The organism is Streptomyces atratus (assembly GCF_900119365.1).
Classification (GTDB): Bacteria; Actinomycetota; Actinomycetes; order Streptomycetales; family Streptomycetaceae; genus Streptomyces; species Streptomyces atratus_B.
In genome coordinates this window covers 22,526-48,077 of sequence record NZ_FPJO01000019.1, presented here as the reverse complement: position 1 = coordinate 48,077, position 25,552 = coordinate 22,526, and the positions used below count along the sequence as shown (strand labels likewise).

Genomic DNA, 25,552 nt, shown 5'->3' with positions numbered 1-25,552 from the left:
CATGTCCCTGCGCGAACTACGGAAGGAGTGCGAGGCCGGGCTGGCCGATCTGCCCATCCCCACGCCCTTCTCCATCGGCGCACTGGTGGCGAACATGGAGGCGGCCCGCGGCCGCACCATCGTGCTGCACGAGATGCCCGACCGGCTGGCCCGCGTCAACGCCGCCTGCGGACTGCGCCTGAAGACCGGCGGGACCAGCTTCGTGCTCTACCGCCGCCGGCCGACCGCGTACCAGACCCAGCACGTCATCCTGCACGAGCTGTGCCACGAGTGGTTCGACCACGGCACCTCCCTCGACCCCGAGCAACTCCGGCGCCTGCTGCCGGTCTTCGACACCTCACTGATCAGCCGGGTCCTCGGGACCGAACCCCCGCCGTCGCCGCAGCCGCAGCCGGTCGTGGCCGAGATCGCCGACGCGCTCCGGTCGGGGGACGGCACCGTGCAGGCCCGCGCGCAGTACGACACGCACGACGAGCGGATGGCCGAGTTCGGTGCCTCGCTCATCCCCCGTATGGCCATGGACGTGACGAGCGACGACATGGTGGGGCGGCTGGCCAACTCCCTCTCCCGCCCGGTCGCCAACCGCCGCCGGGGCCTGTTCCGCCGCAGCTGACACCGACCGTCCCCCGCCTCTCCCCCCACCACCCCAAGGACTCCGCCGTGACCCCGCTCGACCTCGCCGGCTACCTCGTGGCCGTTCTGATGACGGCCGTCGCCCTGTGGCGCATGCCGGCAGCCCTGTGGGGCGACGAAGAAGACAAGCGCCGCCGGGCCCTCTGGGGCTGCTACGCGGGATTCGCCGCCGCCCTGTGGACCAAGACCCGGGCCGTACGGCTCGCGCTCAACGACAGCGCCGTCACCGACCTCGCCGTCCTGATCAAGCACTACACGGCGACGATCGCGATCCTGGCGATCCTCAGCTACATCGTCGCGATCTACGGCCGGTACCCCGACGGCGGGACCGTGCCGCGTCATGTGCGGTTCGCCCGCGCCATCCAGCAGGTGGCGGCCAAGGCGTCGATCGCCACACTGATCCTGCTGACGGTGCTGTTCTTCACCGTCGTCGACCGCTCCGTCCCCTCGGACCGCTTCGTCGCCGACCACGCGGGACAGTGGGGGGCCACGCTGTACATGAGCGTGTTCTACCTCTACTTGGGCGCCGCGTCCGCCGTCTGCGCGTACCAGTGGGCACTGGCCACCGCCAATGCCGGGCTCCGCCACCTGCGGGTAGGGCTCGGGATGATGACGTTCGCCATGTTCATCGGGGTCGGCTACACCGTCAGCCGGACCCTGTTCCTGTGGGTCAGCGTCGTCGACACCCCGAGCGAGTCCTTCGCGCTCCGCTTCGACGAAGTCACCGAGGCCGCACAGGTGGTGCTGTTCGCCTTCTTCGCCGTGGGCGCCTCCATCCCCGCCCTCAGCAAGGGGCAGCGGCGCGCGAAGCTCTGGCGGGCCCAGGTCAAACTGCACGGCCTCTGGCGCGAGTTGATGACCGCCTTCCCCGAGCAGCCCTTCGACCCCCCGGCCTCGCTGGCCCGCGAACTCACCCGCTTCGGCACCCCCGCGGACCTGCGGATCGACCGCTGGGCCGCCGACATCGCGGACGCGGTGGAGAAGCTGCGCCACTACGTGCCCGACACCCTGCTCCCGGCCGCGAAGGCCGCCGCCGCGGCGGACGGCACCACGGACCCGGACCGGGCGGGCCCGCTCGCCGAGGCGTACTGGATCAAGGCGGCGCTCACCGCGAAGAACAGCGGCGCGCCCGCCTCGACCGCCGCGGCGGTGGAGACCCAGCACGCCACCGACCAGGACGGCGAGGTGGCCTGGCTGGTCCGGGTGGCCACCGCCTACCGGACGGTCCCGCAGAACCGGGCGGCACAGGTGCTGGCGGATGCCGCACCCGCCCCGTCCACCGCAACCGCAGCGCCCCGCACGGCGTCCACCGAGGAGACAGCATGACCTCCACCGACACCACCGCATCGCCGGACAACACCACCGCGCGCACCGTCACCGACGTCTTCCAGCCCCGCAACGTCCTGCTCGTCGGCATGCTCGGCGTCGGTCTGGCCGCCGCCGGTCACTGGACCGGTCTGCTCTGGGGATTCCTCGGCGCCCTGTGCGCGGGCCTCATACCCGCCGGGTACATCGAGTGGGAGCGCGGGCGCGGCACCTGGGGCGACCGCCATGTCGTCGACCGCACCAAGCGGGCCCCGATCTTCTTCGTCATCCTCGGCTCCATCGGCACCGGCTCGCTGGTGATGGTCCTGGGCCACGCCCCCACCGGCATCCTCGCGGCGATGCTCGCCCTCTGGGCGATGACCGTGGTCCTGCTGGCCGTCAACACCGTCTGGAAGATCTCGGTGGACGCCGCGGTCGCCTCGGCCGTGGTCGCCCTGCTCGCCGCGGTCCACTCGCCGTGGTGGCTGCTCGCCTGCACGATGACCGTCGCCGTGTGCTGGTCCCGCGTCGCGCTCGGGTACCACTCGGTGGCGCAGACGGTCGCCGGGGGCTCGCTGGGGGCCGCGACGGCGGGCGTGTTCCTGTTCGTCTGATCCGCCGTTGAAACGGCCACCCGGGCGGGTACAGGTGCCCCGTGCCGAACTTCGAGATCACCAACGCAAGCGCCGACGACCTCACGATGCTGTCCGAATGGGCCCACGAGGAGAGCTGGAATCCCGGACTGACCGACCGCCACGCCTTCTTCGCCACCGATCCGCAGGGCTTCCTGATCGGCCGCCTCGACGGCGAGCCGGTCTCCTGCGTCTCCGTCGTCCGCTACGGCTCCGGTTTCGGGTTCCTCGGCTTCTACCTCACCCGACCGCACCTGCGCGGCCGGGGATACGGCATCCAGCTCTGGCGGGCCGGCATGGCGCGGCTGGAGAGGCGCAACGTCGGGCTCGACGGGGTGGTGGCGCAGCAGCCCAACTACCGTAAGTCCGGCTTCCGTTCCGTATGGACGAACATGCGTTACGAGGGGCTGCCGCCCGCCGGGCTGCCCGCCCCGGCCGGTACGGAGCTCGTCGACGGCCGCACCGTCCCGTTCGACCGGCTCGCCGCCTACGACCGCCGCTTCTTCCCGGCCGACCGGGACAGCTTCCTCGCCCCGTGGATCGCCCACCCCACGCGCACCTCGCTCGCCGCCGTCCGTGACGGGGCGCTGCGCGGTCTGGCCGTGACGCGCCCCTGCCGTACGTCGTCCCGCATCGGTCCCGTGTACGCGGAATCGCCCGAGGCGGCGGGTTCCCTGATCAGTGCGCTGGCGGCGGCCGATCCCGGCGTGCCGGTCGCGATCGACGTGCCCGATGTCAACCCGGCGGCGGTGCGGCTCGCCGAACAGCTGGGCCTCACCCCGTCGTTCGAGACGGCCCGGATGTACACGGGACCGGCACCGGACATCGACCACGCCGGACTGTTCGGCATCACCAGCCTGGAGCTGGGCTGACGCCGCCCGGGGTCAGGTGGCGTCGGGCGTCCACGCCCCGGGGCTCCGGGTACGGGAGGCCAGCACCGCTATGTCGTCCTCGGCACCCGGCCCGAACCGTTCGAGGACCTCGTCCAGCAGGCCGTCGAGGCTGCCCCCGGCCGGCAGGGTCAGTTCCTTGAGGCGGCCGACCGAGACGTCGATGTCCTCGCCGCGCCGCTCGACCAGACCGTCGGTGTACAGGAACAGCACCGTGCCCGGATCGAACTCCAGCAGCGTCGTCCGGTACCCGCCGAACCCGGTGCCGAGCGGCGGCCCCACCGCTATCTCGTCGCACACCCTGGCCCCTGCCAGCGGATCGATCAGGACCGGCGGCAGATGCCCGGCGCTCGCCACCTCGCACGCCCCGCCGACCCGGTCGACGACGACCAGCAGACAGGTCGCCGCCCGGTCCGGCCCGGACCGCTCGACCATCCGGTCGAGCTGTTCCAGGATGCGGTGCGGCGGCAGCTCGTCGTCGGCGAGCATCCGCAGCAGGGAGCGGTAGTGGCTCATGGCGACCGCCGCCTCCACCCCGTGCCCCATCACATCGCCCATCGCCTTGAGGTGCCGTCCGTCCCGCAGCGGGATGACGTCGAACCAGTCGCCGCCGACCATCACGCTCCGGTCGGCCGGCAGATAGCGGGTGGCGATCTCGATGTGCGGGTGCGGCGGGCGCGGTTCGGACAGCAGGGAGCGCTGGAGCTCCAGGGCGATGGTGTGCTCGTGGGCGTAGCGGCGGGCGTGGTCGAGATCGACGGCGGCCCGGCCGGCGAGCTCCCGGGCGATCACCACGTCCTCGTCCGTGAAGACCGGTGAGTCGCCCGCCCGGATCAGGCCGAGGATGCCGAGCGGGCCGCTGCGCACGGTGACGGGCACGACGACCGCCGAGTGCATCCCGAGGGCGCGGTAGGCGGCGAGCCGTTCGGGGCGGGGGGCGGAGCGCAGCAGCTGTTCGTCGGTGGTGAGGTTCTCCACCACCGGCTGGTTGGCCACCAGACAGCGCTGTACGGCCGCGCCCTCCTGGTAGTCGATGTACTCGCCGGTCAGCCCGAACCCGTCCAGTTCCTCGCTCAGCCGCGGCACGGCCTTCAGCGCCGCCCGCCGCAGCCGCAGCACCCCGGGAGGCGCGGGCCGGACCGGTGCGGCGACGTCGGGCGGGAACACCTCGACCGTCGCGAGGTCCGCCAGCCCCGGCACGACGAGGTCGACGAGTTCGGCGCAGGTGGTGTCCACGTCGAGGGTGGTGCCGATCCGGGCGGCCGCGGTGTCGAGCAGGGTCAGATGGCGCCGGGCCTGCTCCAGCTCGCGCTGCCCCTGGTCCGAGGCCATGACCTCCAGCACGATCCCGGCCAGGCCCACGATCCGCCCGTCGATCTCCAGCCGGTGGTACGCCCCGTGCCAGTACCGCCGGACCGCGGCGGCCGCGGCGGTGAATCCGCTGGAGGTGATCTCGCGGGGTTTCCCGTCGGCGAGCACCGCCCGCATCATGTCCTCGCGCGCGTCGACCCCCGGGAGGACCTCGGAGACGGTGCGTCCGAGGTGTTCGGCGGCCGGGATGCCGTTGAGCCGTTCGAGGGCCGGGTTGACATAGAGATAGCGCAGCTTCGTGTCGAGCACGCCCACCCCGGCCATGGTGCTGTCGACCAGCGCCGCCAGGACGCCGGGGTCGAACGGCACAGGGCTCTCCGCGTACGCATCGGCCGGCACGTCAACCTCCTGGGACGGGCGCGGACCACCCGCTGCCCGGCCCTCAATCGTCGGCCGCCCGCCCCCGCCGCGCATCCGCAGGCCGCGGCCGCCGGGCGGGCCGGCCCCGGCGCGGTTCGCCGGACCGGCCCCATGTGCCGGCGAGCGGGGCCGGCCCCATGTGCCGGCGAGCGGGGCCGGCACCTTTGTCAGGTGAGCGGGTACGAGGTCCGGCCGGACGCCTCGTCGATCTCGTCGTGCGCCTTCGTCAGCATCTTCATCGCCAGTTCGTTGAGCGCTCTGGCTCCCGCGATCTCCTCGCCCACCCTCGGCTGGTTCTTGTCGGAAGGATGGCGGCTCGCGTATCCATGGGCCCGCACCTCGGTCCCGTCCGGGAGCCGCACCATGGCGGCCGCGCGGGTGCGGTGGGTGTCCTCGTCGAATTCGAGCTCGATGTGCCACCCGACAGTTGTCATCACCATGACGATCACCTCCCTACCAGGGTGCGCCCGTTCCCGCGCCCCTGCACCACGGCACCGCACCCCGCCCCGTCACTCCTCCAGCAGGTCCAGGTCGAGGGTGCCGTCGACCGCCGGGGCGTCCGGCGGGAGGCCGAGAGCGTCCGCGACCGGCCCGGGGAGCGGGCCCAGCTCCAGCAGCCCGGCGACGATCCGGGCCGTCAGCGCATGCCACTCCCCGGCGCGCCGGACCATCGCGTGGTCGCTGCCCCGGATCGCGACCAGACAGGAGCGGGCACCGGCGAGCCGGGCACGGGCCGTGAGCCGCTGGGACGCGCGGGGGCCGGTGATGCGGTCCCGGGTGCTGTGCAGCAGGACGACGTCGCGGTCCGCGAGCTGGTCGACCGGGTCGTCGTCCGGGCACCAGGCGGCGAGGCCGACCACCCCGCGCACCAGCGGGTGACCGGCGGCGCGCAGGGCGGCGCGGGCCCCCATCGAGTGGCCGACCAGGACCACCGGGATCTCCCCGGCCTCGCGGCCGAGGGCGTCCAGGGCGCGTACGGCGTCGTGCAGCGGGTCCTCGCGGGGGCCGTTCCAGCCGCGGTGGGTGTAGCGGGCGGTGCGTACGAGTACGTCTCCTCCGGCGCCGCCGGTCGCCCCGGCGACGGACCGGGCGAACGGGCGCATCCGCACGCCGGGCAGGTTCAGCGGGCCGGGCAGCGGCGCGGCCAGGCCCGTCTCGGCGCCGCCGTGCAGCAGCAGCACGGCCGCGGACGGGCGGCAGGCGGACGGCGGTCGTGCCATACGTACCTCCTGGTGCGGGAGCCGGACCCGTACCGAGCATGCTGTACGTACGGCCCGGTAAAGAAACCCGGCCGCACCGGACCACGGAGGAACCGACATGGGATCGTCACCGCAACTCGGCCTGCCCGCACCGGACTTCACCCTGCCGGGCGGTGTGCTCACCGGCGAGGACTTCGAACGCCACGACTACACGCTCGCCGGGGCGCGCGGCCGTGCCGTGGTCCTGGCGTTCTACCCGGGCGACAACACGGCCGTGTGCACCAAGCAGCTCTGCTCGTACTCCTCGGGCATGGAGGCCTTCGGCGAGCTCGACGCGGAGGTCTGGGGAATCAGTCCACAGGGTGTGGACAGCCATGAGTCCTTCGCCCGCGCCCACGGTCTGCGGATGCCGCTGCTCGCGGACACCGGACGGGAGACCGCGCGGGCGTACGGCGTCGCGGCGCCCGGGATCGGGGTGCGCCGCGCGGTCTTCCTCATCGGCCCCGACGGGGTGCTGCGCTGGAAGCACGTCGCGCTGCTCGGTGCCACGTACCAGTCGCTCGACAAGCTGACCGAGCAGCTCTCCGGCATCAAGAGCGCGTAAAAGATTGCCGAACCCGGCAGTACAGACTGCCGGGCGTCTATGGGACCATCCAGTCAGTGCGGACCTTCTACCTCAAGCAGGCCGAGATCAAGGCCGAGACCGAGGCCATGCAGAAGAAGGCGGACGCCTTCGCGCAGTACGACGACGCGGCGCTCCAGGGCGGAGGTCCCGGCCCAGCCGGAGGCCGCCACCTCGAACGGCGACCAGAACGGCAAGATCGAGATCACCGACTGATCCGGCGGGCCAACGCCCGTACGTGCCTGGACGATTGCACATCGTCCAGGCACACTCGGTTCCGGACTCGGCTCCGGAGTCAATCGGCCAGGTCCACCCGCACGGTCAGCAGATTCGTACCCACCGCCCGCACGACGGCGCTGTTGTAGCGCGGCAGGGTCCTGAGCCGGGCGCGGGCGTCGTCCTGGGGCAGCGGGTGCGCGATCCCGTCGTACCAGCGGCCCGCGATGCGGACCCGGACCCGGGGATCGGCCCGGATGTTGCGGATGTACTGCGACTTGTCGCCGTACTCGGAGACCAGCCAGAACTCCTGGCCGGTGCGGCGGCCGCCGACGGGGGTGCGACGGGGCAGCCCGGACGTACGGCCGGTCGTCTCCAGCAAGATCTGCGATCCCGACCGCCTGGCCAGCGGGTTCACCACGTGCCGCTGGAGCGACGTGACCGCCCTGAACTTCAGATCCCGAAAGTCCGCCATCGCGTGTCCTTTCCGCCGGTGACAGCGAGCTTACGACCCTGTCGCCGCATCGCGGAGCGTGGCGGCGAGAACCGCGGGTGGGCCCGCATCCGCCCCTCGCTCCCGCCCCTGCTCGCCCTCGGTGATCGCCGCGATCCGCTCCCGCCACGGCAGTGGATCGGGTTCGTTCTCCATCTCGGCCCGCCGGGCAGCCCAGTAGACCCGGTTCGCCTCACGGGCACACGGCCCGCACAGGGTCTCGTCCCCGACGGGACGGAACACATGCTCCTCCCCCTCCCCCTCGCAGACGACGAACTGCCTTACGGGCGGCGGCGCGACGGGTGGGGCCGGGGCCGCCACCGGCGCCGGAAGTTTCTGGACGAGCCGGTGTCGCAGGAACCCGACAGCGGACCGTACGCCGTCCCTGGGCAGCTCACTGATCAACGCCCGCCGCAGCTCCGCAGCACTCACACCGCGCCGAATCCACTCGCCGGCGACCTCGGCCAGCCCCCGCGCCTCCCGCACCCCGAGGTGCAGTTGCGGATTCACGTGCCGAAGCGAGAGCAACACCCGCTCCCCCTCCCCGACTTCGGAAGCTACGAACGCTTCGGACGCTTCGGACGCTTCGGAGGGTGGGTGGGAGTAGTTCTCCCCAAGTTCTTCATCTACCGGTTCATAGCCACCGACCGCCCGGCCCCCCGGCTCACCGACGGCCGGATTCCGCGCACCCGGACGGGCGGCCGGGACCGCAGGAGCCGACGGGGCCGCAGAAGCTGACGGGGCCCCAACCCTGTCGTTCCGCACCGCAGCAGCCTGTTCAACCGTCAGAGGCACATTGGCGAAGAGCTGGTCGGTCACCCAGAACCCCCGGTCCCCCTGCCGCTTCCACTCGTGCACGAACCCGTTCGCAATCAGCTGCGTCTTGGCCCTCTGGTAGGCCCTGCCGGTGATCCCGAACTTCTTCGCATGCTCGCTGAGCGCCTTGCCGGCCTGCTGTTCGGGAAGCCCCTGTACGTACAGGAGAAGAATCTTCGCGTCACTGTTCAGACGCGGATGACGCACGACATCGTGCGAAGCCTTCGTGTAGCGCCGAGAGGGCGCGATAGCATGCCAAAGCATCCCGGTGGACCTTTCTCCACTCGCGGTGAAGGCCCTCGGTGCGGTGCTGCTAACACCCCCGGGGGCCGCCCCGCGCACAGGAGCACACGGAGCGTGATGACGCGATCACGGTACCGCATGAAATCACCCCCCTGCGCCACAACCGGAAATCCCTGACCCAACCCGCCCGGCCTACCCGGAACAGCCTTTCTCGGGGCGACTTGACCAGCCCCGGAAGGCCGACCGCGAGCCGCAGGAGCGAGCGAGGCGGCGCGGCAGTGGTGTTCGGAGTTCGATATTCGGCCTGCCCTGCGAAAACACGACCATGCGGCAGAGTCCTCGGCCCCTCGTTGCGCGCCATTGCCGACCGCTGCCTACGACCGCTCCGACCGGCACGTAGTGGCACGACCGGTCATAGATTCAGGACCAGGCGTCATGGAGGTCCTTGGGGGTGAGAGCACGGACGCCGTCGGCGGTGCACCCGCTGCGGGTCACGGCGAGCAAGGGGGTGCTGTCGTCGGCGCCGGGAAGCTGGGAGCGGTGGGTGATGAGGCGGGCGAGGTCACGGTTGTCGAAGGGCTTCTTCTCCAGCCACTTGACCGAACCCACGAGAGTGATTCTCTTGGCGATGGGGGAGCGGTCGGCGCCGACGATGTCGATTTCCGGGTCGTTGGTGCGGGTCCAGTAGCCGCCGATCGCATGGGTGCCTGCGGGCAGTTGCCCTTCGTCGGAGCCCAGCCGCCACAAGGCCTCGCGGATGACGGGCTCGATGGCCCTGCCCCGCCATGACGTCCAGCTGGCGCGGATGGTGTCGAGGACGCGGTCACCACGGCCACGTTCGACTGCCGCGATGCCGGGGCCGATGAAGGAGAGCCAGAAGCGCAGGTACGGGTCGTCGATGCGATAGCGGGTCTCACGGCTGGGCTTGGAGGAAAGGGGTAGTTCGGCGGCGACCATGCGGCGGGAGGTGAGGAGTTCCAGCGAGCGGGATACCGAGCTGGGGTTGAGGCCGCCGGCTGCTCTGCCGATCAGAGTGAAGGTGCGCTCGCCGTGGCCGATGGCGCCCAGGACGGTGCGAGCCTGCGCCTCGGTGGGAAACTCGGCAGCCAGGGTTCGTTCGCCGCTGACCAGCAGGGCGGATGTTGGTCTGCGCAAGGCCAGTTCGAGGTACTCCCACAGCCCGGCGCCCTGCGGCCATTCCTCCAGGACGAGCGGGAGCCCGCCGGAGATCAGGTAGGCGTCGAAGGCGTCGGCGGGCGGCAGATCGAGCATCGAAGCGACCTCTGCCGGATTCAACGGCGGCACGACCATCTCGGTGCCCCGCTGGTAGAAGGGCCGCCCATAGGTGTTGAGCTGTTCCATCATGGCGATGTCGGAGCCGATGAGGATGAGCAGAACGGGCAGCTTCGACAACGTCCGGTCGAACGCCTTCTGCAGCGCACCCTCGAAGCTTGGGTCCTCGCGTACGAGGTAAGGCATCTCGTCGAGGACCACCACGCTGGGAGAGTCGGTGGGCAGCGCGGAGGCGAGCATGGTCAGCGCGGCGTCCCAGGTCAGCGGGGCGGCGAAATCACGGAACCGCGCAGCGTCGGGAAGCCGGGAGGTCTTCACCTCGACGGCGAAGCCCGCCAGATCCTCCTCGCGGGAGCCGCCGACGGCGGTGAAGAACACATGCGGCAGCCCGGACTGCTCCAAGAACTCCTCCACCAGGCGGGACTTGCCCACTCGGCGGCGTCCCCGGATCAGCACGGCCCGCCCGGGCCTTCCGCTGCGCCCGCCAGTCTTCACCAGACCCAACAGGTCGCCGAGTTGGGCAAGTTCGCTGCGGCGCCCGATGAACCCGTTCACGATGGTCGACCTCCATGATTCAGCCCTTGATACTTCCATTCAGGATACTTTCATCAATAGAAGTATTGCACGCATGCGGAACGTGATGATGCCGAGCAGTGGCTCGCGGACGCGAGGCCGAGCAGCCCTCGGACGGCAGTTCTCGCGCCCGGCTGCACAGCGACAGGGAGAGCAACGCGGTGTCGACTGCGGGGGGAGAGAGGAATGGGCCTTCTCCCCCCAGGCCGCTCCCCTGCTGTCCCTCCTCGCGAACGAAGGCCATCACCGCCTGGACACACTCGCCCGAGCGGCCGGACTTCGCGCCGGGCAGGTGGCGCTGCTCGTGAGTGAACGAACCTGCCCGGCAGCAGCCACCGCGTGGTCCGCCTTGCGGACGTACTGGCGTTCCAGCAGCGGCGCGAGCGCCGCAGGGAGGGGCGGCGTCGGATCGCCGATGCCTTGGAGGGCGTCGAACCGCCCTATTGATACGGGTGTCGGACGAGGGCGCGTCCACGGCCACACGCGGCTGGTGGCACACCGCCGCCGCTTCCGTAGGCATCCGCTCTCTCCACCTCGCCTGCGGCATGCAGACGACGACCGTCACTGAGCAATCTGTACACGTCGACGGCGGCCCATCCCGGCCTTGCGGCCACCGTCACTCTCACCGAGATCACCGACCCGGTGCGGTTACGGAAGAAGTCCGGTACCGAACTGGCCACGGCAGCAGGCACCTTGGTGAGCAAGGCGCGCGGCAAAGCACGGCTGAAGGCCGGCGAGTTCGTGGGGATCGCTGTCCACGAAGACATGGATGCCTGCCCTGGACCCGCCTACGACACCGCACGGAAGGCGGTATCGGCTGCGCTGGCCAAAGCGAGTGGTGCCTCGTCCTCTGTCTACGCGCTTGCTGCCGCAGAGTCCGAAGCATGGCTCCTCCTCTTTCCGGAGGCATTCACGCTCTACCGGTCCTCGTGGAGAATCCCGGCGACGTGGCAGGGGAAGGACAGCGGGCGTCGGCAGGCTCCGAAGGAGGACCTCGAAGGCCTTCTCACCAGCCCACGCTTCAGGGAGAGCGATGGGCCCGAGATCGCATCGGCAGCTTTGACAAAGGGACTGCTTGCGGAGCCCAAAGGGTCGAATCGTCCCTACCAAGAGTTCATTACGGACATCTCCGGCTGGAGAGTTCCCCACACGCCGAGCCGTTGACCCGCACTCGGGCGAACCGCTCGCGAACAAGCAAGGCCCTGGTCGTCGACCGGGGCCTTCGTCATGGGTCGGGTGACGAGAATCGAACTCGCGCTCCGAGCTGGACCGGCCCGTGCCCCGCAGGCGGCGGGACCCTCCGGTTAAGGTAATGGGGAGATAAAGAGATCACCAAGTGCGTCAAAGAGCCGCCGCACCTCTCGGGAGGAAGCCATGGGAACCCACCGCACCACGCTGCCCGGAGTCGGTGTGCAGTACGACTACACGACCGAGTCGGGCCAGCACATCTCCGTCGTCGTCCACCACGACGGACGCCGCTTCATCGGCTTCTACGACCAGGACGACCCCGATTCCTGCCGGCTCTCGGTACCCCTGACACCGCAGGAGGCCACCGGCCTCGCGCACCTCATCGACGCGGCGCCCATCGACGCCGTGCGCACCGAGGGCATCGACCTGGTCACCGAGCACATCCCGCTCGGGACCCGCTCCCCGTACGGCGGGCGGCTGCTCGGGGACACGAAGGCGCGGACCCGGACGGGGGCCTCGATCGTGGCGGTGCTGCGGACGCACAGTGCGCATCCGTCCCCGGGGCCGGACTTCCGGCTGGCCATCGGAGACACCCTGGTCGCCGTCGGAACGCGGGAGGGCGTCGACACGCTCTCCGAGATCATCGCGGAGGGCTGACCGTGCACGACACGACCGCGCTGCTGGTGGAGCTCGGCTCCGTCATTCTGGGGCTGGGCATCATCGGCCGCTTCGCCGGGCGGATAGGGCTCTCGCCGATCCCGCTGTATCTGCTGGCCGGGCTCGCGTTCGGCGAGGGCGGGCTGCTGCCGCTCGGGGCCAGTGAGGAATTCACCGCCGTCGGCGCCGAGATCGGCGTCATCCTGCTGCTGCTCCTGCTCGGCCTGGAGTACAGCGCCTCGGAGCTGGTGACCAGCCTCAAGACGCAATACCCTTCCGGAGCCGTGGACTTCGTGCTCAACGCGACCCCGGGAGCGGTGGCGGCGCTGCTGCTCGGCTGGGGGCCCGTGGGGGCGGTCGCGCTGGCCGGGGTCACCTGGATCTCGTCGTCCGGGGTCATCGCGAAGGTGCTCACCGACCTCGGGCGGCTGGGCAACCGGGAGACACCCGTCATTCTCGGCGTGCTCGTCATCGAGGACCTGTCGATGGCCGTCTACCTGCCGCTGCTCACCGCGATGGTCGCGGGAGCGGGCCTCGCCGGGGGCAGCATGGCCCTGCTCATCGCGCTCGGCACCGTCGGATTCGTGCTCTATCTGGCGCTGCGGCACGGCCGGCTGATCAGCCGGGCGGTGTCCTCCGACAATCCGGAGATGCTGCTGCTGGTCGTCCTCGGGCTGACCGTCCTGGTGGCCGGTGTGGCCCAGGAGCTGCAGGTCTCCGCCGCCGTCGGCGCGTTCCTGGTCGGGATCGCGCTCTCGGGCGAGGTCGCCGAGGGCGCGCGCAAGCTGCTGACGCCGCTGCGGGACCTGTTCGCCGCCGTCTTCTTCGTGTTCTTCGGGCTCTCCACCAACCCGGCCGAGATCCCGCCGGTGCTGCTCCCCGCGGCGCTGCTGGCGATCGTCACCGTCTTCACCAAGATCGCCACCGGCTGGTACGCGGCCCGGCGCGCCGGAATCGGTTCGCGCGGACGGTGGCGGGCCGGCGGAACGCTCGTCGCACGTGGTGAGTTCTCCATCGTCATCGCCGGTCTGGCCGTGGCGACCGAGCCCCGGATCGGGCCCATCGCCACCGCCTACGTCCTCATCCTCGTCATCGTCGGACCGCTCACCGCCCGCTGGACCCAGCCGGTCGTGGCCCGGATCCAGGCCTGGCGCGGCCGGGACGGCAGCGACGGCGGCAAGGGGAGCGGCGAGGTCCCCGCGGCGCGTCCGGCGCCCGCCGCGCCCGCCGTCCGGGAGGAGTTCGCCTCCTCCGCCGACTGAGGCCGGAGAGGCCGGAGAGGCCGGAGAGGCCGGAGAGGCCGGAGAGGCCGGAGAGGCCGGACGTACGGGCCCGGCGGACGACCGTCCGCCGGGCCCGTACTGCTCACAGCGGGGTCGCCGCGTGCAGGATCCCCACCAGCGTCACGGCCGCGTTGAGCGACGACAGCGCCGAGGCCGCCGTGCCCACCGCCGCGATCAGCGCCGCGAGGGCGACATGGGCGGAGGACGGCGGCCACAGCCGCACCGGCGGAACCGGGGCGAGCAGCGCGGCGACCCGGCGCGGCACGGGGCCCGCCGGGGCCGCGAAGGCGGCGAAGCCGACCGAGACGTCCGGGGCACGGTGCGAGTACAGCGCCGCCTTGCCGACCGCGACCGCCACCACCCGCCGGTCACCGACCGCGCACGCGGCCTCCTCGTCCGCCCACCGTTCGGTGCTGAACGACACCGCGGTACGCAGCGGCAGCAGGAACGGGTTGGCGCGCGCAGCGAGTTGGACGGCCAGCAGACAACGGTGGTGCCGGGCGGCAAGATGGGCCCGCTCATGGGCGATCAGGGCCCGCCGTTCGCGGGCGTCCAGACACTCCGTCATCGCGGTCGAGACGACGACCCGGCCCGGTCTTCCGGGCAGCGCGTAGGCGTACGGCTCCGGGTCCGGGAGCACCGCGATGTCGCCGGAGACGACGGAGGGCGCGGCGGCCAGCGCGCGGCCGGCGCCGATACGCAGCCGCACATGGCGGTACACCGTCCACCCGCACGCCCCGAGGACCGCCGCCAGCGCCCCGATCGCGACGATGCCCGCCTTCTCCTCGTACGGCACCGCGGCCCGCACCTGAGGGTCCGACCAGCTGTCCGGCAGCGGGTTGCCCGGCAGCTGGGCGGTGCCCACCACCATCAGCAGGCCCAGGCAGAGCGTGCTGCACAGGGCGAGCAGCACGCCGACGACGGCGAGCAGCCGGGTCGCGCTGCGGGGGTGCAGATGCTGTTCGGCCAGGCGCGCGATCGGCAGCGCGGTCAGCGGCAGCACGAGCGGCAGGCAGACGAAGACACCCATCGGCGGGCTACAGGCCTTCCGTGTCACGGGGGTTGTCCGGATCGTCCGGGGCGTCCGCCCGCGCCAGCAGGGCGCGCAGCCGCTCCTCGTCACCGGGGGAGAGGGCCGAGATGAAGCGGGCGAGCACGGCGTCCCGGTCCCGTTCGCCGTCCAGTACGCGGCGCATCCGCAGGGCCGCGAGCCCGGCCTCGTCGGAGGCGGACGTCCAGGTGTAGGAGCGGCCCTCGCGGGAGCGGGTCACGGCCTTCTTCGCGTAGAGGCGGGAGAGGATCGTGATGACGGTGGTGTACGCGAGGTCGCCTTCGAGGTGCTTCTGGACCCAGCCGGCCGTCGCGGGGCCGTCCGCCGAGCGCAGCACGGCGAGCACTTGGGCCTCCAGTTCGCCCTGGCCGCGCCTGCGCAGCCGCCCGCTTCCGGGATGTGCGGCGCCGGGGCTGCCCGTGCTTCCGGCCGCGACCGCATCGAGGCCGGACAGCTGTTCCGCGGCGGAGAGCCGTTCCGCGGCGGGCACTCCGTCGCGCAGTGGTTCGTTGTCCGGGTGGTGGCCGGGCCTGGCCGAGTCCATCGGGGGTCCGCCCTTCTGCGATGCCGCGTCGGCCGCGGCGTCGCAGCATCCTACTGACCGCCGTTTCCGGGACACAGCGGGCGCCCCTGCTGCTAACTTCTACACGTCTGTAGAGTTGGACTTCAATCCGGCAACGCACCGCAACGCAACGCAACGTATGGAGACGTCATGGCACTGTGGGATCGGATCAAGGAATCCGCCTCGTCGATGCAGTCGCAGCTGGAATCGAAGAAGAACGACCTGAAGAGCGGGGCGTTCCGCGACGCGAGCATGGCCATGTGCGCCCTCGTCGCAGCGGCCGACGGTTCCATCGACCCGTCCGAGCGCCAGCGCGTCGCCTCGCTGATCGCCTCCAACGAGGTCCTGCAGAACTTCCCGGCGGACGATCTGCAGCGCCGCTTCAACGACTACGTGAACAAGCTCACGGCCGACTTCGCCTTCGGCAAGGTCAGCGTGCTCCAGGAGATCGGCAAGGCGAAGAAGAAGCCGGCCGAGGCGCGTGCCGTCATCCAGATCGGCATCGTCATCGGTGGCGCCGACGGCGACTTCGACAAGTCGGAGCAGGCCGTCGTGCGCGAGGCGTGCTTCGCCCTCGACCTCCCGCCGCACGAGTTCGACCTGTAGGACCCCAGGGCCTCCCGCCCTGCCCCCGGACCGGCTGCCCGGTCCGGCCCCGAACCGCCGGAAGAAGCGCGGACCGACTGACCACCGGTCGGCGCCCGGCAGGCCGGGGGTGCGCGACTCCCCCTTGCGCGCCCCCGGCCACTCCTCTGCGGACCCCGCGTCCACGGCACCCGCCGGCGGACGCGGGGTCCTGTGGTGCCCGCCCCGTCACAGCTCCTTGGCCGGCCAGTCCAGCAGCCGGGCACCGATGACCGCCGTCTGCAGGGTGTAACGGTGCATCGGATCCGACGGGTCGGAGCCGGTCAGCTGATGGATCCGCTCCAGCCGGTAGGTCAGCGCCCGCACGCTCAGCGACAGCCGACGGGCCGTCTCGGCGGCCACACAGCCCGCCTCGAAGTAGACGGTGAGCGTCTTCAGCAACGGCTCGGCACCGCCACGGGCCCGCTGGAGCGGGCCCAGCTGACTGCGCACCAGATCGGCCATCGCCTGCCGGTCTCGGGTCAGCACCGGATAGACCAGCAGATCGGCGGCGTACAGCACCGGATCTTCCAGGTCCATCCGCTCCGCCAGGTCCAGCGCGTCCAGCGCCTCGTCGTAGGAGTGGACGACGCCGCCGGGCCCGTTGTGCGGGCGGCCCACCGCGACCCGGCCGCCGTCCGTCGCCGCGTGCGCCTGCTTGGCGAAGAACCGCAGGACGTCGGGCTGGCTGCCCGGGGCGATACAGATCAGCCGGCCGTCCTTCGTCGTGATCAGGATCTTCCGGCCGCCGAAGCGTGCGAGCAGCGCCGCCTCGACCGTGCGCGGCACGGAATCGGTCTCCGTGTACGCCTCCGGGCCCGCCGCCACCGCCACCGCGTGGGCGCGGGAGAGCCGCAGCCCGAAGCGGGTGGCCCGCTCGGCGAGCCGGCCCAGATCGCTGCGCCCGTACAGCAGGTCGTCGATGAACTCGCGGCGCGCCGCCTCCTCGCGGCGCACGGTCATCCGCTGGGCCCGCTCGAAGCCCTCCGCGAAGGCGTCGACGGCCTGCTCGACCGCGGCCAGCACGGAATCCGTGGACGCGCCGTCGACGGACGGGGCGAGCGGCCAGTCGGCGCGGGTCGCCGCGAGATGACGGACGACCAGGGCGCGCAGTTGGAATCCGGTCTCGGCGGCCTGGCGGCCCAGCCTGCGGCGGTCCTCCAGCTCGTCCCGGGTGAGCCGGCGGCCGGTGGCGGCCACATCCGTCAGGATGCGGGCATAGTCACCCAGAAGCTCATCGGGTATCTCCGGCTCCGGCACGCGTTTCTCCTCCAGTCCTGACGCGACTTTGACACTCACCCAACGCATACCGGCCGGTGCCGGTGCCCGGCATCAAGGAAGGGCAAAGATTGCCGGAGTCCGGCAGTGCGGTGCGATGCCCCCGAATGACACGATCCGGTCAGCACCAACCGGGGGAAACACGGGGGACACGGGGGACGACCCGGCTGCTGCGGCGCCGTTTCAGGCGGTGCCGCAGCAGCCGGGCCACCACCGGCCGCCCGGCATGACAAGGGGGTGGACGGATGCAGGAGTTCCTGAGCGCGGCGACCTCCTTTCCCGCCGTTCTGTTCGGCGCCGCACTGACCGTCGTCGTCTTCTTCTGGCTCCTCGTGCTGGCCGGTGCGGCCGACCACCACTCCTTCGACGGCGACATCGACACCGACCTGGCCGGTATCGGCGGGGTGCCGGTCGCGGTCTCGGTGTCCGTGATGGTCGTCGTCGGCTGGTTCGCGAGCCTCACCGGTACGGTCCTGCTGCACCGCAGCGACGTCACCGGCCTCACCCGGGCCGCGCTCGCCTGCGCCGTGCTCGCCGGAGCGCTGCTGCTCGGCTGGGTCGTGCTGCGGGCGCTGGTGCGCTGCTTCCGCCGGAGGTTCCCGGACGAGCCTCCTCCGTCGCGGCAGGACTTCCTGGGCCGCCTCTGCACGATCCGTACCGGTTCCGTCAGCTCCGACTTCGGCCAGGCCGAGGTCACGGCGGACGACGGCTCCACCGCGATCGTCCAGGTCAGGCTGCTCGCCCCGGCGGACGGCACGGCCCTCGCCGCGGGCAGTGCGGGACTCCTCTACGCATACGACGACGAGGGCGAGTTCTTCTGGGTCTCGCCCTACGACAAGGCCCTGGACCCTGGTCCGCCCACGCCCCGACCACGCACGGCGCCGCGCACGGCCGCGCGCCGCACCCCGCGCCGCACCGGCTGACCGACCGGACCCCCCGGACCACCCGGACCGCTCCGGACGGCCGGACGACCGGACGACACAACCGGCCGACCGCCCCGGCCGACCGCTCCCGATCCGCCGCGCGCCCCACATTCCCTTCACCACCTTCCTCACCAGCCGTCAAGGACTGTCATGGATGCCATCACCCTGGGCTTCGGTGTGCTCGTAGCCGTTGTCCTGCTCATCGCCGTCGCCCTGCTCCTCGTCATCAGCCGGCTCTTCCGCAAGGTCGAGCAGGGCAAGGCGCTGATCATCTCCAAGACCAAGAAGGTCGACGTCACCTTCACCGGGGCCGTCGTCCTGCCGGTGCTGCACAAGGCCGAGACCATGGACATCTCGGTGAAGACCATCGAGATCCGCCGCACCGGGCGCGAGGGCCTGATCTGCCAGGACAACATCCGCGCCGACATCCACATCAACTTCTTCGTGCGGGTCAACAAGACCGTCGAGGACGTCATCAAGGTCGCCCAGTCCATCGGTACGGAGCGGGCCAGCGACAAGGTGGCGATCCAGGAGTTCTTCGGCGCGAAGTTCGCCGAGGCGCTCAAGACCGTCGGCAAGCAGCTGGACTTCGTCGATCTCTACACCAAGCGCGAGGAGTTCCGGGACCGGATCATCCGGGTCATCGGCACGGACCTGAACGGCTACCACCTCGACGACGCCGCGATCGACTTCCTTGAGCAGACGCCGATGACGCAGCTCGACGGCGCCAACATCCTCGACGCACAGGGCATCCGCAAGATCACCGAGCTGACGGCGATCGAGCACGTACGCACCAACGAGTTCCAGCGCACCGAGCAGAAGGAGATCACCCGGCAGGACGTCGACGCCCGCGAGACCATCCTGGAGCTGGAGCGCCGGCAGGCCGAGGCCGAGATCAAGCAGCGCCGCGAGGTCGAGACGCTGCGGGCCCGCGAGGAGGCCGCCACCGCCAAGGTCCAGGAGGAGGAACGGCTCGGCGCCCAGGCCGCGTTCATCCGTACCGAGGAGCAGCTCGGCATCCAGCGCGAGAACCAGGCCCGGGAGATCGCCGTCGCGCAGAAGAACCGCGAGCGCGTCATCGCCGTGGAGAACGAGCGCATCGAGAAGGACCGGCTGATCGAGGTCATCGGGCGCGAGCGGCAGACCGAGCTCGACCGGATCGCCGCGACGAAGGAGGTCGAGGCCGAGCGCCGCGAGGTCGCCGATGTGATCCGGGAGCGGATCGCGGTGGACCGTACGGTCGCCGAGCAGGAGGAGTCCATCAAGACGCTGCGGGCCGTCGAGGAGTCGGAGCGCACCCGCAGGTCGGTCATCATCGCCGCCGAGGCGGAGGCCCAGGAGAAGCTGGTCAAGGACATCAAGGCCGCCGAGGCCGCGGAGGCGGCCGCCACCCACCTGGCCGCCGAGCAGCTGACGCTCGCCGAGGCCCGGCTGAAGACCGCGGACCTGGACGCCCAGGCGAAGCTGCGGCTGGCCGAGGGCATCCAGGCGGAGACCGCGGCGCCCGGCCTCGCCGAGATCCAGGTACGTGAGGCAGAGGCCGATGTCATCGAGAAGGCCGGTCTCGCCGAGGCCGAGGCCGCGTCCGCCCGGCTCAGGGCCGAGGCGGAGGGGGCCAGGCTCAAGGCGCTGGCCACGGCCGAGGGCACGCAGGCCCAGGCGACGGCCGACGCGGCGATGATCGGCGAGAAGCTGAAGGCCGAGGCGGCGGGCCTGACCGAGAAGGCGGCCGCGATGGCGGCGCTGGACGACGCCTCGCGCGGGCACGAGGAGTACCGGCTGCGGCTCGCCGCGGAGAAGGAGATCCGGCTGGCCGGTCTCGATGTGCAGCGCCAGGTGGCCGAGGCACAGGCGACGGTGCTGGCCACGGGCCTGGAGAACGCCGACATCGACATCGTCGGCGGGGAGTCGGTCTTCTTCGACCGGCTGGTCTCGGCCGTCTCGATGGGCAAGAGCTTCGACGGCTTCGTGGAGAACTCGCAGACGGCCAAGGCCCTCGCGGGCCCGTGGCTGAACGGCACCTCGTCGTTCACCGACGACCTGACCCGGGTCCTCGGCGCGGTGTCCACCGGCGATGTGCGGAACCTGACGGTGTCCGCGCTGCTGATGCGGATGATGAAGGCGCCGGGAGCCGGGGTCTCCTCGGGGCAGATCCAGCAGCTGCTGGCCGCCGCGAAGGAGCTGGGGCTCGCGGACCAGCCGGTCTCCGCACTGACCGGGCCGGATGCCTCCGCGGTGCCGGAGGCGGCGGACGCCTCCGCCGTGCCCGTCTCGCGGAACGGGTCGGCGCCGGTCGCCCAGGGCTGAGCCGGCCGCACCACCCACCCCGCCCGCCCCGTAACACCTCGCAGGGAGAGCCGTACGTATGGACACCGACACCACGACCGCAGCGCCCACCGGCGGCCCCGTGGACGCGGGTACGTACGACGTGCTGCGCCGCCGGCTCGGCGACCGCGCCGCCGAGCTGGCACGCCGCGCCGAGGAGCTCAACGCGCGGCGCACCGAGGAGTTCGGCTCGACCGGGCTCCGGCTCACCGGCACCGAGCAGATCCGCACCGGGTACGCGGCGGTGCCCCGCGATCTGGTGGCCGTCGGCGGGCGGCTGCTGTTCGGCTTCGGGCGGGGTCCGGGCGCGGCGGACCCGGCCGAGGTCTCCGACGTACTCTCGCTGTACGGGCCGGAATTGGACTCGCCCGCAGAGGACGGGCTGCTGGCCGACGAGAGCTTCGTGCGCGAGTTCACGGCCCTGCACCGCTACTACCGCGACGCCCGGCTGCTGCGGCTGCGCCGGGTGGACGGAAAGCTGCTCGCCGTCTTCCGTACCGGCGAGAGCGCGGACGGCATCCGGGTGCTGCGCTGGGCGCTGGCCGCGGACGGTTCTCCGGGCGCGTTCCTCGACGCGCGCGGCGACCGCGACCATGTCTTCCCGCCCTCGCACGACTTCTCCTGGACCGCCGCCGGGCGCGAGTCGCACGTCCTCGGCCGGCACCCGCACATCGCGGTGGGCGGGGAGGGCCCGGATGCCGCCGTGCTCTTCGTCGACACGCTCGGCGGGACCCTCACCGTCAAGACGGTCAACGACACCGACACCCCCGACGGGATCTACGAGGAACCGGTCGCCGAACCCCTCCAGTCGCTCGCCGACGCGGAGGTCGAGCACGCCACGATCGGGCCGCTGGTCCTGCTCCGCGTCCGCCCGTACAACGAGGAGTCCTGGCGGCACCTGGTCTTCAACACGCTGCTCGGCACCGTACTGCGCCTGGACGGCATCGGGCCGGCCTGCCACCGGCTCCCCGAGGACCAGGGGATCATCTTCCCCGGCGGCTACTACCTCACCACCGGCACCGCGAAGACCTTCGACATCGCGGAGCCGCTCACCGACCCGGTCTTCGAGGGCGCCGTCCGCTCCCCGAACGGCGAGGACGTCCTGTACGTCTTCCGCTCCCCCGACGACGGCCGCGAGCTGCTGCTGCCCTACAACCTGATCCGGCAGGAGGTCGCCACCCCGCTCCAGGGCCGCGGCCACGCCCTGCTCGACGACGGCACCCTCGTCCTGCTGCGCACCACCGCCACCGGCGACGAACCGGCCCGCGTCCACCCCTTGCAGCGCTGGCGGACCCCGTACGTCTCCGACACCTACGCGGCCTCCCGTCCGGCCGGGACGGGTCCGCTGGCCCGGGTCGGCAACGCCGATCTGGTGCGCGGGATCTCCGACTGCCTGGCACTGGCGCACAGCGCCGCCGAGACCACCCCGACCGCCGCCGTGTACGCGCAGCTGGTCACGGACTGCACCCGCGCCACCGACCGCTACCACTGGCTCACCGACGCCGGACTCGGCGCACTGGCCGACCCGTTGGCGGAGCTGAAGGCCACCGCCCAGCAGGTGCTGACCGAGTTCGAGACGGTGCGGGAGCTGACCCGGCAGGCCGCCGAAGCACTCGACGGGGCGGCCGAACGGATCACCGCGCTCATCCGCCGCATCCGCGGCGAGGCCCCGCGCTCGGCCGCCGCCTGGGTGGCCCAGCTCACCGAACTGCGCCATGCCCACGGCCACTTGGCGACGCTCGCCGAGATGCGGTACGCGGACACCGGGCGGATCGCCGAACTCTCCACCGCGACCGCCGCCGATCTCGAATCGGCCGCGCAGCGCGCCGTCGCCTTCCTCGGCCGGGACGACGCCTTCACCGGCTACCACGAGGACATCGCCCGGCTCACCGCCGAGGCGTCCGCGCTCGCCACCGTCGCGGACGCGGCGGCGCTCGGCGAGCGGCTGAGCGGGATGACGGAGGGCCTGAGCGCCGTCACGGATGTCGTCGCCGGTCTCGACATCGGCGACACCACGGTCCGCACGTCGATCCTGGAGCGGATCGCCGAGGTCCTCGGCGGGGTCAACCGGGCCCGCGCCACGCTGGAGGCCCGCCGCCGCGAACTCCTCGACCACGAGGGCCGCGCGGAGTTCGCCGCCGAGTTCGCCCTGCTCGGGCAGGCCGTCACGGGGGCGATCGCAGCCTCGGACACCCCGGACGCCTGTGACGAGCAACTGGCCCGGCTGCTGCTCCAGTTGGAGAACCTGGAGTCACGGTTCGCGGAGTTCGACGACTTCCTGTCCGAGCTGGCCGAGCGCCGTACGGAGGTGTACGAGGCGTTCTCGGCCCGCAAGCAGACCCTGCAGGACGCCCGCGCCCGGCGCGCAGAGCGGCTGGCGGATTCGGCGGCCCGGGTCCTGGAGACGGTCTCCCGGCGGCTGTCCGCCCTGCCCGACCTGGACGCCGTCCACACCTACTTCTCCTCCGACCCGATGGCCGCCAAGATCCGCCGCACCGCCGAGGAGCTGCGCTCACTCGGCGATCCGGTGCGCGCCGAGGAGCTCGACGGGCAGTTGCTGGCCGCCCGCCAGGAGGCCGGGCGGGCGCTGCGCGACCGCAGTGAGCTGTACGCGGACGGCGGCGCCGTGATCCGGCTGGGCCGGCACCGGTTCGCGGTGAACACCCAGCCCTTCGACCTGACGCTCGTCCCGCACGGGGACCGGCTGGCGTTCGCCCTCACCGGCACGGACTACCGCGCCCCGGTCACCGACCCGGAGTTCGAGGCGACCCGCCCGTACTGGGAGCAGACCCTCCCCTCGGAGTCCCCGCACGTCTACCGGGGCGAGCACCTGGCCGCCCGGCTCCTCGACGAGCGGGGCGCGGACACCCTCGCCGCCCTGGACCCGGCCGAACTCGCCGCTCTGGTCAGGGAGTCTGCCGCAGCCGCGTACGACGAGGGATATCAGCGCGGCGTCCACGACGAGGACGCCACCGCGATCCTCACCGCCCTGCTGCGGCTGCACTCCGGGGCCGGGCTGCTGCGCTGTCCGCCCGCGGTACGGGCGGCGGCCCAGCTCTTCTGGGCGTACGGCACGGACGAGGCCCGGCGCACCTCATGGACCCGGCGGGCGCTCTCGCTGGCCCGCGCCCGGGAGACCTTCGGCCTCGCCCCGGCCGTCGAGGCCCTCCAGGAGGAGTGGGCGGCCGTCATCGGCGGCGAGGCGCCGTCCGCCGTCGCCGCGTACCTCTTCGAGGAGCTGACGAGCGGCCCGGCCGGCTTCGTCACCAGCGCCGCCGCCCGCACATTCCTGGACAAGTTCCGCCGTACGACGGGGACTTCGGCGTACGACGAGGATCTCGCCGCGCTCGGCGACGACCTGCCCGCCCGCCGCCAGCTCGTCGAGGGCTGGCTCGCCCCGTACGCCGCCGCGAGCGGCACCGGGATCGACGCGGGGGACCTCGCGGAGGCGGTCGCCGTGGAGCTGTGCCCGGAGCCGATGCTCGACCGGTACGACTGCGAGGCCCCGCTGACCGCGCGGGTGGACGGCCTGCTCGGCACCCATCCACGCATCGACCGGGGCGTGCTGACCCTCCGGCTCGACGAACTCCTCGCCCGCACCGCCGAGTTCCGTACCGTGGCCGTCCCCGGTTTCCGCGCCTACCAGCGTCGGCGGACGGCGCTGGTGAACGCCGAGCGGGCCCGGCTGCGGCTGGACGACCACCGGCCGCGCGTCATGTCGGTGTTCGTCCGCAACCGGCTGCTGGACGAGGTGTATCTGCCGCTGATCGGCGACAGCCTCGCCAAGCAGCTCGGCACCGCCGACGCCGAGCGGCGCACCGACTCGCAGGGCCTGCTGCTGCTCGTGTCGCCGCCCGGCTACGGCAAGACGACGCTGATGGAGTACGTCGCCGACCGGCTCGGCCTGGTCCTGGTCAAGATCAGCGGACCGAACCTCGGCCACGACGTGACCTCGCTCGACCCGGCCCAGGCCCGCACCGCGACCGCCCGCCAGGAGATCGAGAAGATCAACTTCGCGCTGGAGTCCGGCAACAACACGCTCCTCTACCTCGACGACATCCAGCACACATCTCCGGAGCTGCTCCAGAAGTTCATCCCGCTCTGCGACGCCACCCGCCGCATCGAGGGCGTGCGGGACGGCGAACCGCTCAGCCACGACCTGCGGGGCAAGCGGTTCGCGGTGTGCATGGCGGGCAATCCGTACACGGAGTCGGGCGAGCGGTTCCGTATCCCCGACATGCTCGCCAACCGGGCCGACGTCTGGAACCTCGGCGAGGTGCTGAGCGGCCGCGAGGACGTCTTCGCGCTGAGCTTCGTCGAGAACGCGCTGACCGCCAACCCGGTGCTGGCCCCGCTCGCCGGCCGCTCCCGCGAGGACCTCGTCCGGTTCGTACGCCTGGCCTCCGGCACCGCTCCGGCGCCCGGCACGGACCGGCTGGAGCACCCGTACACACCCGCCGAGGTGGACCGGATCGTCGCGGTCCTGCGCCATCTGCTGACCGCCCGGGACACGGTGCTCGCCGTGAACGCCGCGTACATCGCCTCGGCGGCGCAGACGGACGCGACGCGCACCGAGCCGCCGTTCCGGCTCCAGGGCTCGTACCGCAACATGAACAAGATCGCCGAGCGGATCGTGCCGGTGATGAACGACGCGGAACTGTCCGCCGTCGTCGACGACCACTACGCGGGCGAGGCCCAGACACTGACGTCCGGCGCGGAGTCGAACCTGCTGAAGCTCGCCGCGCTGCGCGGCCGGCTCACCCCCGAACAGTCCGCGCGCTGGTCCGCGATCACCGCCTCCTACGTCCGTACGCAGGCGCTGGGCGGCCCGGACGGCGACCCCATGACCCGGGCCGTCGCCGCGCTGGGGCTGCTCGCGGACCGGATCGCGGCCGTGGAGTCGGCGATCGTACGGGTCGCGGACCCGCGCCATCTGCTCACCGACCCGCAGGCCCGGCACGCGGCACCCCCGCCCGCCGGACCGATGGGAGATCACTGACCGCATACTCGCGCAG

23 protein-coding genes are annotated in these 25,552 nt (G+C 71.9%); 13 read left to right on the top strand and 10 right to left on the bottom strand.

The window, feature by feature from the left end; genetic code table 11:
- Position 1: 1 nt before the first annotated feature.
- From BT364_RS26815 to BT364_RS26800, 4 genes are read left to right on the top strand one after another with little or no spacing between them, the layout of a single operon-like run.
- A complete protein-coding gene (locus tag BT364_RS26815) occupies positions 2-613 on the top strand; it encodes a toxin (protein WP_072487804.1) in 612 nt (203 codons plus the stop codon).
- 47 nt (positions 614-660) lie between these two features.
- On the top strand, positions 661-1,959 hold the full coding sequence (locus tag BT364_RS26810; protein ID WP_072487803.1) for an MAB_1171c family putative transporter: 1,299 nt from the start codon (positions 661-663) through the stop codon (positions 1,957-1,959).
- The gene (locus tag BT364_RS26805) at positions 1,956-2,552 is read left to right on the top strand and encodes a phosphatase PAP2 family protein (RefSeq protein ID WP_072487802.1); all 597 of its coding nucleotides are present in this window, start codon (positions 1,956-1,958) and stop codon (positions 2,550-2,552) included. The genes BT364_RS26810 and BT364_RS26805 overlap by 4 nt, the downstream gene beginning before the upstream one ends.
- A 41-nt stretch (positions 2,553-2,593) precedes the next feature.
- Positions 2,594-3,442: a GNAT family N-acetyltransferase gene (locus tag BT364_RS26800; RefSeq protein WP_072487801.1), complete on the top strand. Its 849-nt coding sequence runs from the start codon at positions 2,594-2,596 to the stop codon at positions 3,440-3,442.
- A gap of 12 nt (positions 3,443-3,454) precedes the next feature.
- Here BT364_RS26800 and BT364_RS26795 read toward each other — a convergent pair whose 3' ends face one another.
- From BT364_RS26795 to BT364_RS26785, 3 genes are all read right to left on the bottom strand, one after another.
- Positions 3,455-5,170 carry a SpoIIE family protein phosphatase gene (locus tag BT364_RS26795; RefSeq protein ID WP_072487800.1) on the bottom strand — a complete coding sequence of 572 codons (1,716 nt, stop codon included), beginning with the start codon at positions 5,168-5,170 and terminating at the stop codon, positions 3,455-3,457.
- A gap of 188 nt (positions 5,171-5,358) precedes the next feature.
- Positions 5,359-5,631 carry a DUF1876 domain-containing protein gene (locus tag BT364_RS26790; RefSeq protein WP_072487899.1) on the bottom strand — a complete coding sequence of 91 codons (273 nt, stop codon included), beginning with the start codon at positions 5,629-5,631 and terminating at the stop codon, positions 5,359-5,361.
- 69 nt (positions 5,632-5,700) lie between these two features.
- Positions 5,701-6,411: a dienelactone hydrolase family protein gene (locus BT364_RS26785; RefSeq protein ID WP_072487799.1), complete on the bottom strand. Its 711-nt coding sequence runs from the start codon at positions 6,409-6,411 to the stop codon at positions 5,701-5,703.
- 97 nt (positions 6,412-6,508) lie between these two features.
- Here BT364_RS26785 and BT364_RS26780 point away from each other — a divergent pair, with 97 nt between their 5' ends.
- The gene (locus BT364_RS26780; protein WP_072487798.1) at positions 6,509-6,994 is read left to right on the top strand and encodes a peroxiredoxin; all 486 of its coding nucleotides are present in this window, start codon (positions 6,509-6,511) and stop codon (positions 6,992-6,994) included.
- A gap of 53 nt (positions 6,995-7,047) precedes the next feature.
- Here the strand turns inward: BT364_RS26780 and BT364_RS41735 are convergent, their stop codons facing one another.
- From BT364_RS41735 to BT364_RS44350, 3 genes are all read right to left on the bottom strand, one after another.
- On the bottom strand, positions 7,048-7,221 hold the full coding sequence (locus BT364_RS41735; RefSeq protein ID WP_177328239.1) for a hypothetical protein: 174 nt from the start codon (positions 7,219-7,221) through the stop codon (positions 7,048-7,050).
- An 86-nt stretch (positions 7,222-7,307) separates the two neighbouring features.
- Complete coding sequence (locus BT364_RS26775; RefSeq protein WP_072487797.1) at positions 7,308-7,703, bottom strand: nitroreductase/quinone reductase family protein; 396 nt, start codon at positions 7,701-7,703, stop codon at positions 7,308-7,310.
- Positions 7,704-7,733: 30 nt separating this feature from the next.
- Positions 7,734-8,231 carry a hypothetical protein gene (locus BT364_RS44350; RefSeq protein WP_371268653.1) on the bottom strand — a complete coding sequence of 166 codons (498 nt, stop codon included), beginning with the start codon at positions 8,229-8,231 and terminating at the stop codon, positions 7,734-7,736.
- 87 nt (positions 8,232-8,318) lie between these two features.
- Between BT364_RS44350 and BT364_RS44345 the strand changes: the two genes are divergently transcribed.
- Positions 8,319-8,459 carry a hypothetical protein gene (locus BT364_RS44345; RefSeq protein ID WP_371268652.1) on the top strand — a complete coding sequence of 47 codons (141 nt, stop codon included), beginning with the start codon at positions 8,319-8,321 and terminating at the stop codon, positions 8,457-8,459.
- A 741-nt stretch (positions 8,460-9,200) separates the two neighbouring features.
- Here the strand turns inward: BT364_RS44345 and BT364_RS26765 are convergent.
- A complete protein-coding gene (locus tag BT364_RS26765) occupies positions 9,201-10,628 on the bottom strand; it encodes an ATP-binding protein (protein WP_072487795.1) in 1,428 nt (475 codons plus the stop codon).
- Positions 10,629-11,342: 714 nt separating this feature from the next.
- Here BT364_RS26765 and BT364_RS41730 point away from each other — a divergent pair.
- From BT364_RS41730 to BT364_RS26750, 3 genes are all read left to right on the top strand, one after another.
- Positions 11,343-11,810 carry a hypothetical protein gene (locus BT364_RS41730; RefSeq protein ID WP_177328238.1) on the top strand — a complete coding sequence of 156 codons (468 nt, stop codon included), beginning with the start codon at positions 11,343-11,345 and terminating at the stop codon, positions 11,808-11,810.
- A gap of 210 nt (positions 11,811-12,020) precedes the next feature.
- Positions 12,021-12,491: a cation:proton antiporter regulatory subunit gene (locus BT364_RS26755; protein ID WP_072487793.1), complete on the top strand. Its 471-nt coding sequence runs from the start codon at positions 12,021-12,023 to the stop codon at positions 12,489-12,491.
- A gap of 2 nt (positions 12,492-12,493) precedes the next feature.
- Positions 12,494-13,753, top strand: a complete 1,260-nt coding sequence (locus tag BT364_RS26750; RefSeq protein ID WP_072487792.1) for a cation:proton antiporter — start codon at positions 12,494-12,496, stop codon at positions 13,751-13,753.
- Positions 13,754-13,856: 103 nt separating this feature from the next.
- On the opposite strand, the gene BT364_RS26745 is transcribed toward BT364_RS26750, so the two are convergent.
- Together BT364_RS26745 and BT364_RS26740 are read right to left on the bottom strand one after the other, a co-directional pair.
- Positions 13,857-14,804 (bottom strand): M56 family metallopeptidase, encoded by a 948-nt coding sequence (locus BT364_RS26745; RefSeq protein ID WP_072487791.1) that lies wholly within the window; start codon positions 14,802-14,804, stop codon positions 13,857-13,859.
- A 7-nt stretch (positions 14,805-14,811) separates the two neighbouring features.
- A complete protein-coding gene (locus BT364_RS26740) occupies positions 14,812-15,207 on the bottom strand; it encodes a BlaI/MecI/CopY family transcriptional regulator (protein ID WP_072487898.1) in 396 nt (131 codons plus the stop codon).
- A 330-nt stretch (positions 15,208-15,537) separates the two neighbouring features.
- On the opposite strand from BT364_RS26740, the gene BT364_RS26735 reads away from it, so the two are divergent.
- Positions 15,538-15,993 (top strand): tellurite resistance TerB family protein, encoded by a 456-nt coding sequence (locus tag BT364_RS26735; protein ID WP_072487790.1) that lies wholly within the window; start codon positions 15,538-15,540, stop codon positions 15,991-15,993.
- 207 nt (positions 15,994-16,200) lie between these two features.
- On the opposite strand, the gene BT364_RS26730 is transcribed toward BT364_RS26735, so the two are convergent.
- Entirely contained in the window at positions 16,201-17,271 is a 1,071-nt protein-coding gene (locus BT364_RS26730; RefSeq protein ID WP_072487789.1) for a PucR family transcriptional regulator, read from the bottom strand.
- Between the two features lie 263 nt (positions 17,272-17,534).
- Between BT364_RS26730 and BT364_RS26725 the strand changes: the two genes are divergently transcribed.
- The 3 genes from BT364_RS26725 (at position 17,535) to BT364_RS26715 (ending at position 25,536) form a co-directional block, all read left to right on the top strand.
- A complete protein-coding gene (locus tag BT364_RS26725; protein ID WP_072487788.1) occupies positions 17,535-18,212 on the top strand; it encodes a hypothetical protein in 678 nt (225 codons plus the stop codon).
- A gap of 150 nt (positions 18,213-18,362) precedes the next feature.
- Entirely contained in the window at positions 18,363-20,519 is a 2,157-nt protein-coding gene (locus BT364_RS26720) for a flotillin family protein (protein ID WP_072487787.1), read from the top strand.
- 58 nt (positions 20,520-20,577) lie between these two features.
- Positions 20,578-25,536, top strand: coding sequence for a DNA repair ATPase (locus BT364_RS26715; RefSeq protein WP_072487786.1), 4,959 nt, complete (start codon positions 20,578-20,580; stop codon positions 25,534-25,536).
- Positions 25,537-25,552: the final 16 nt, after the last annotated feature.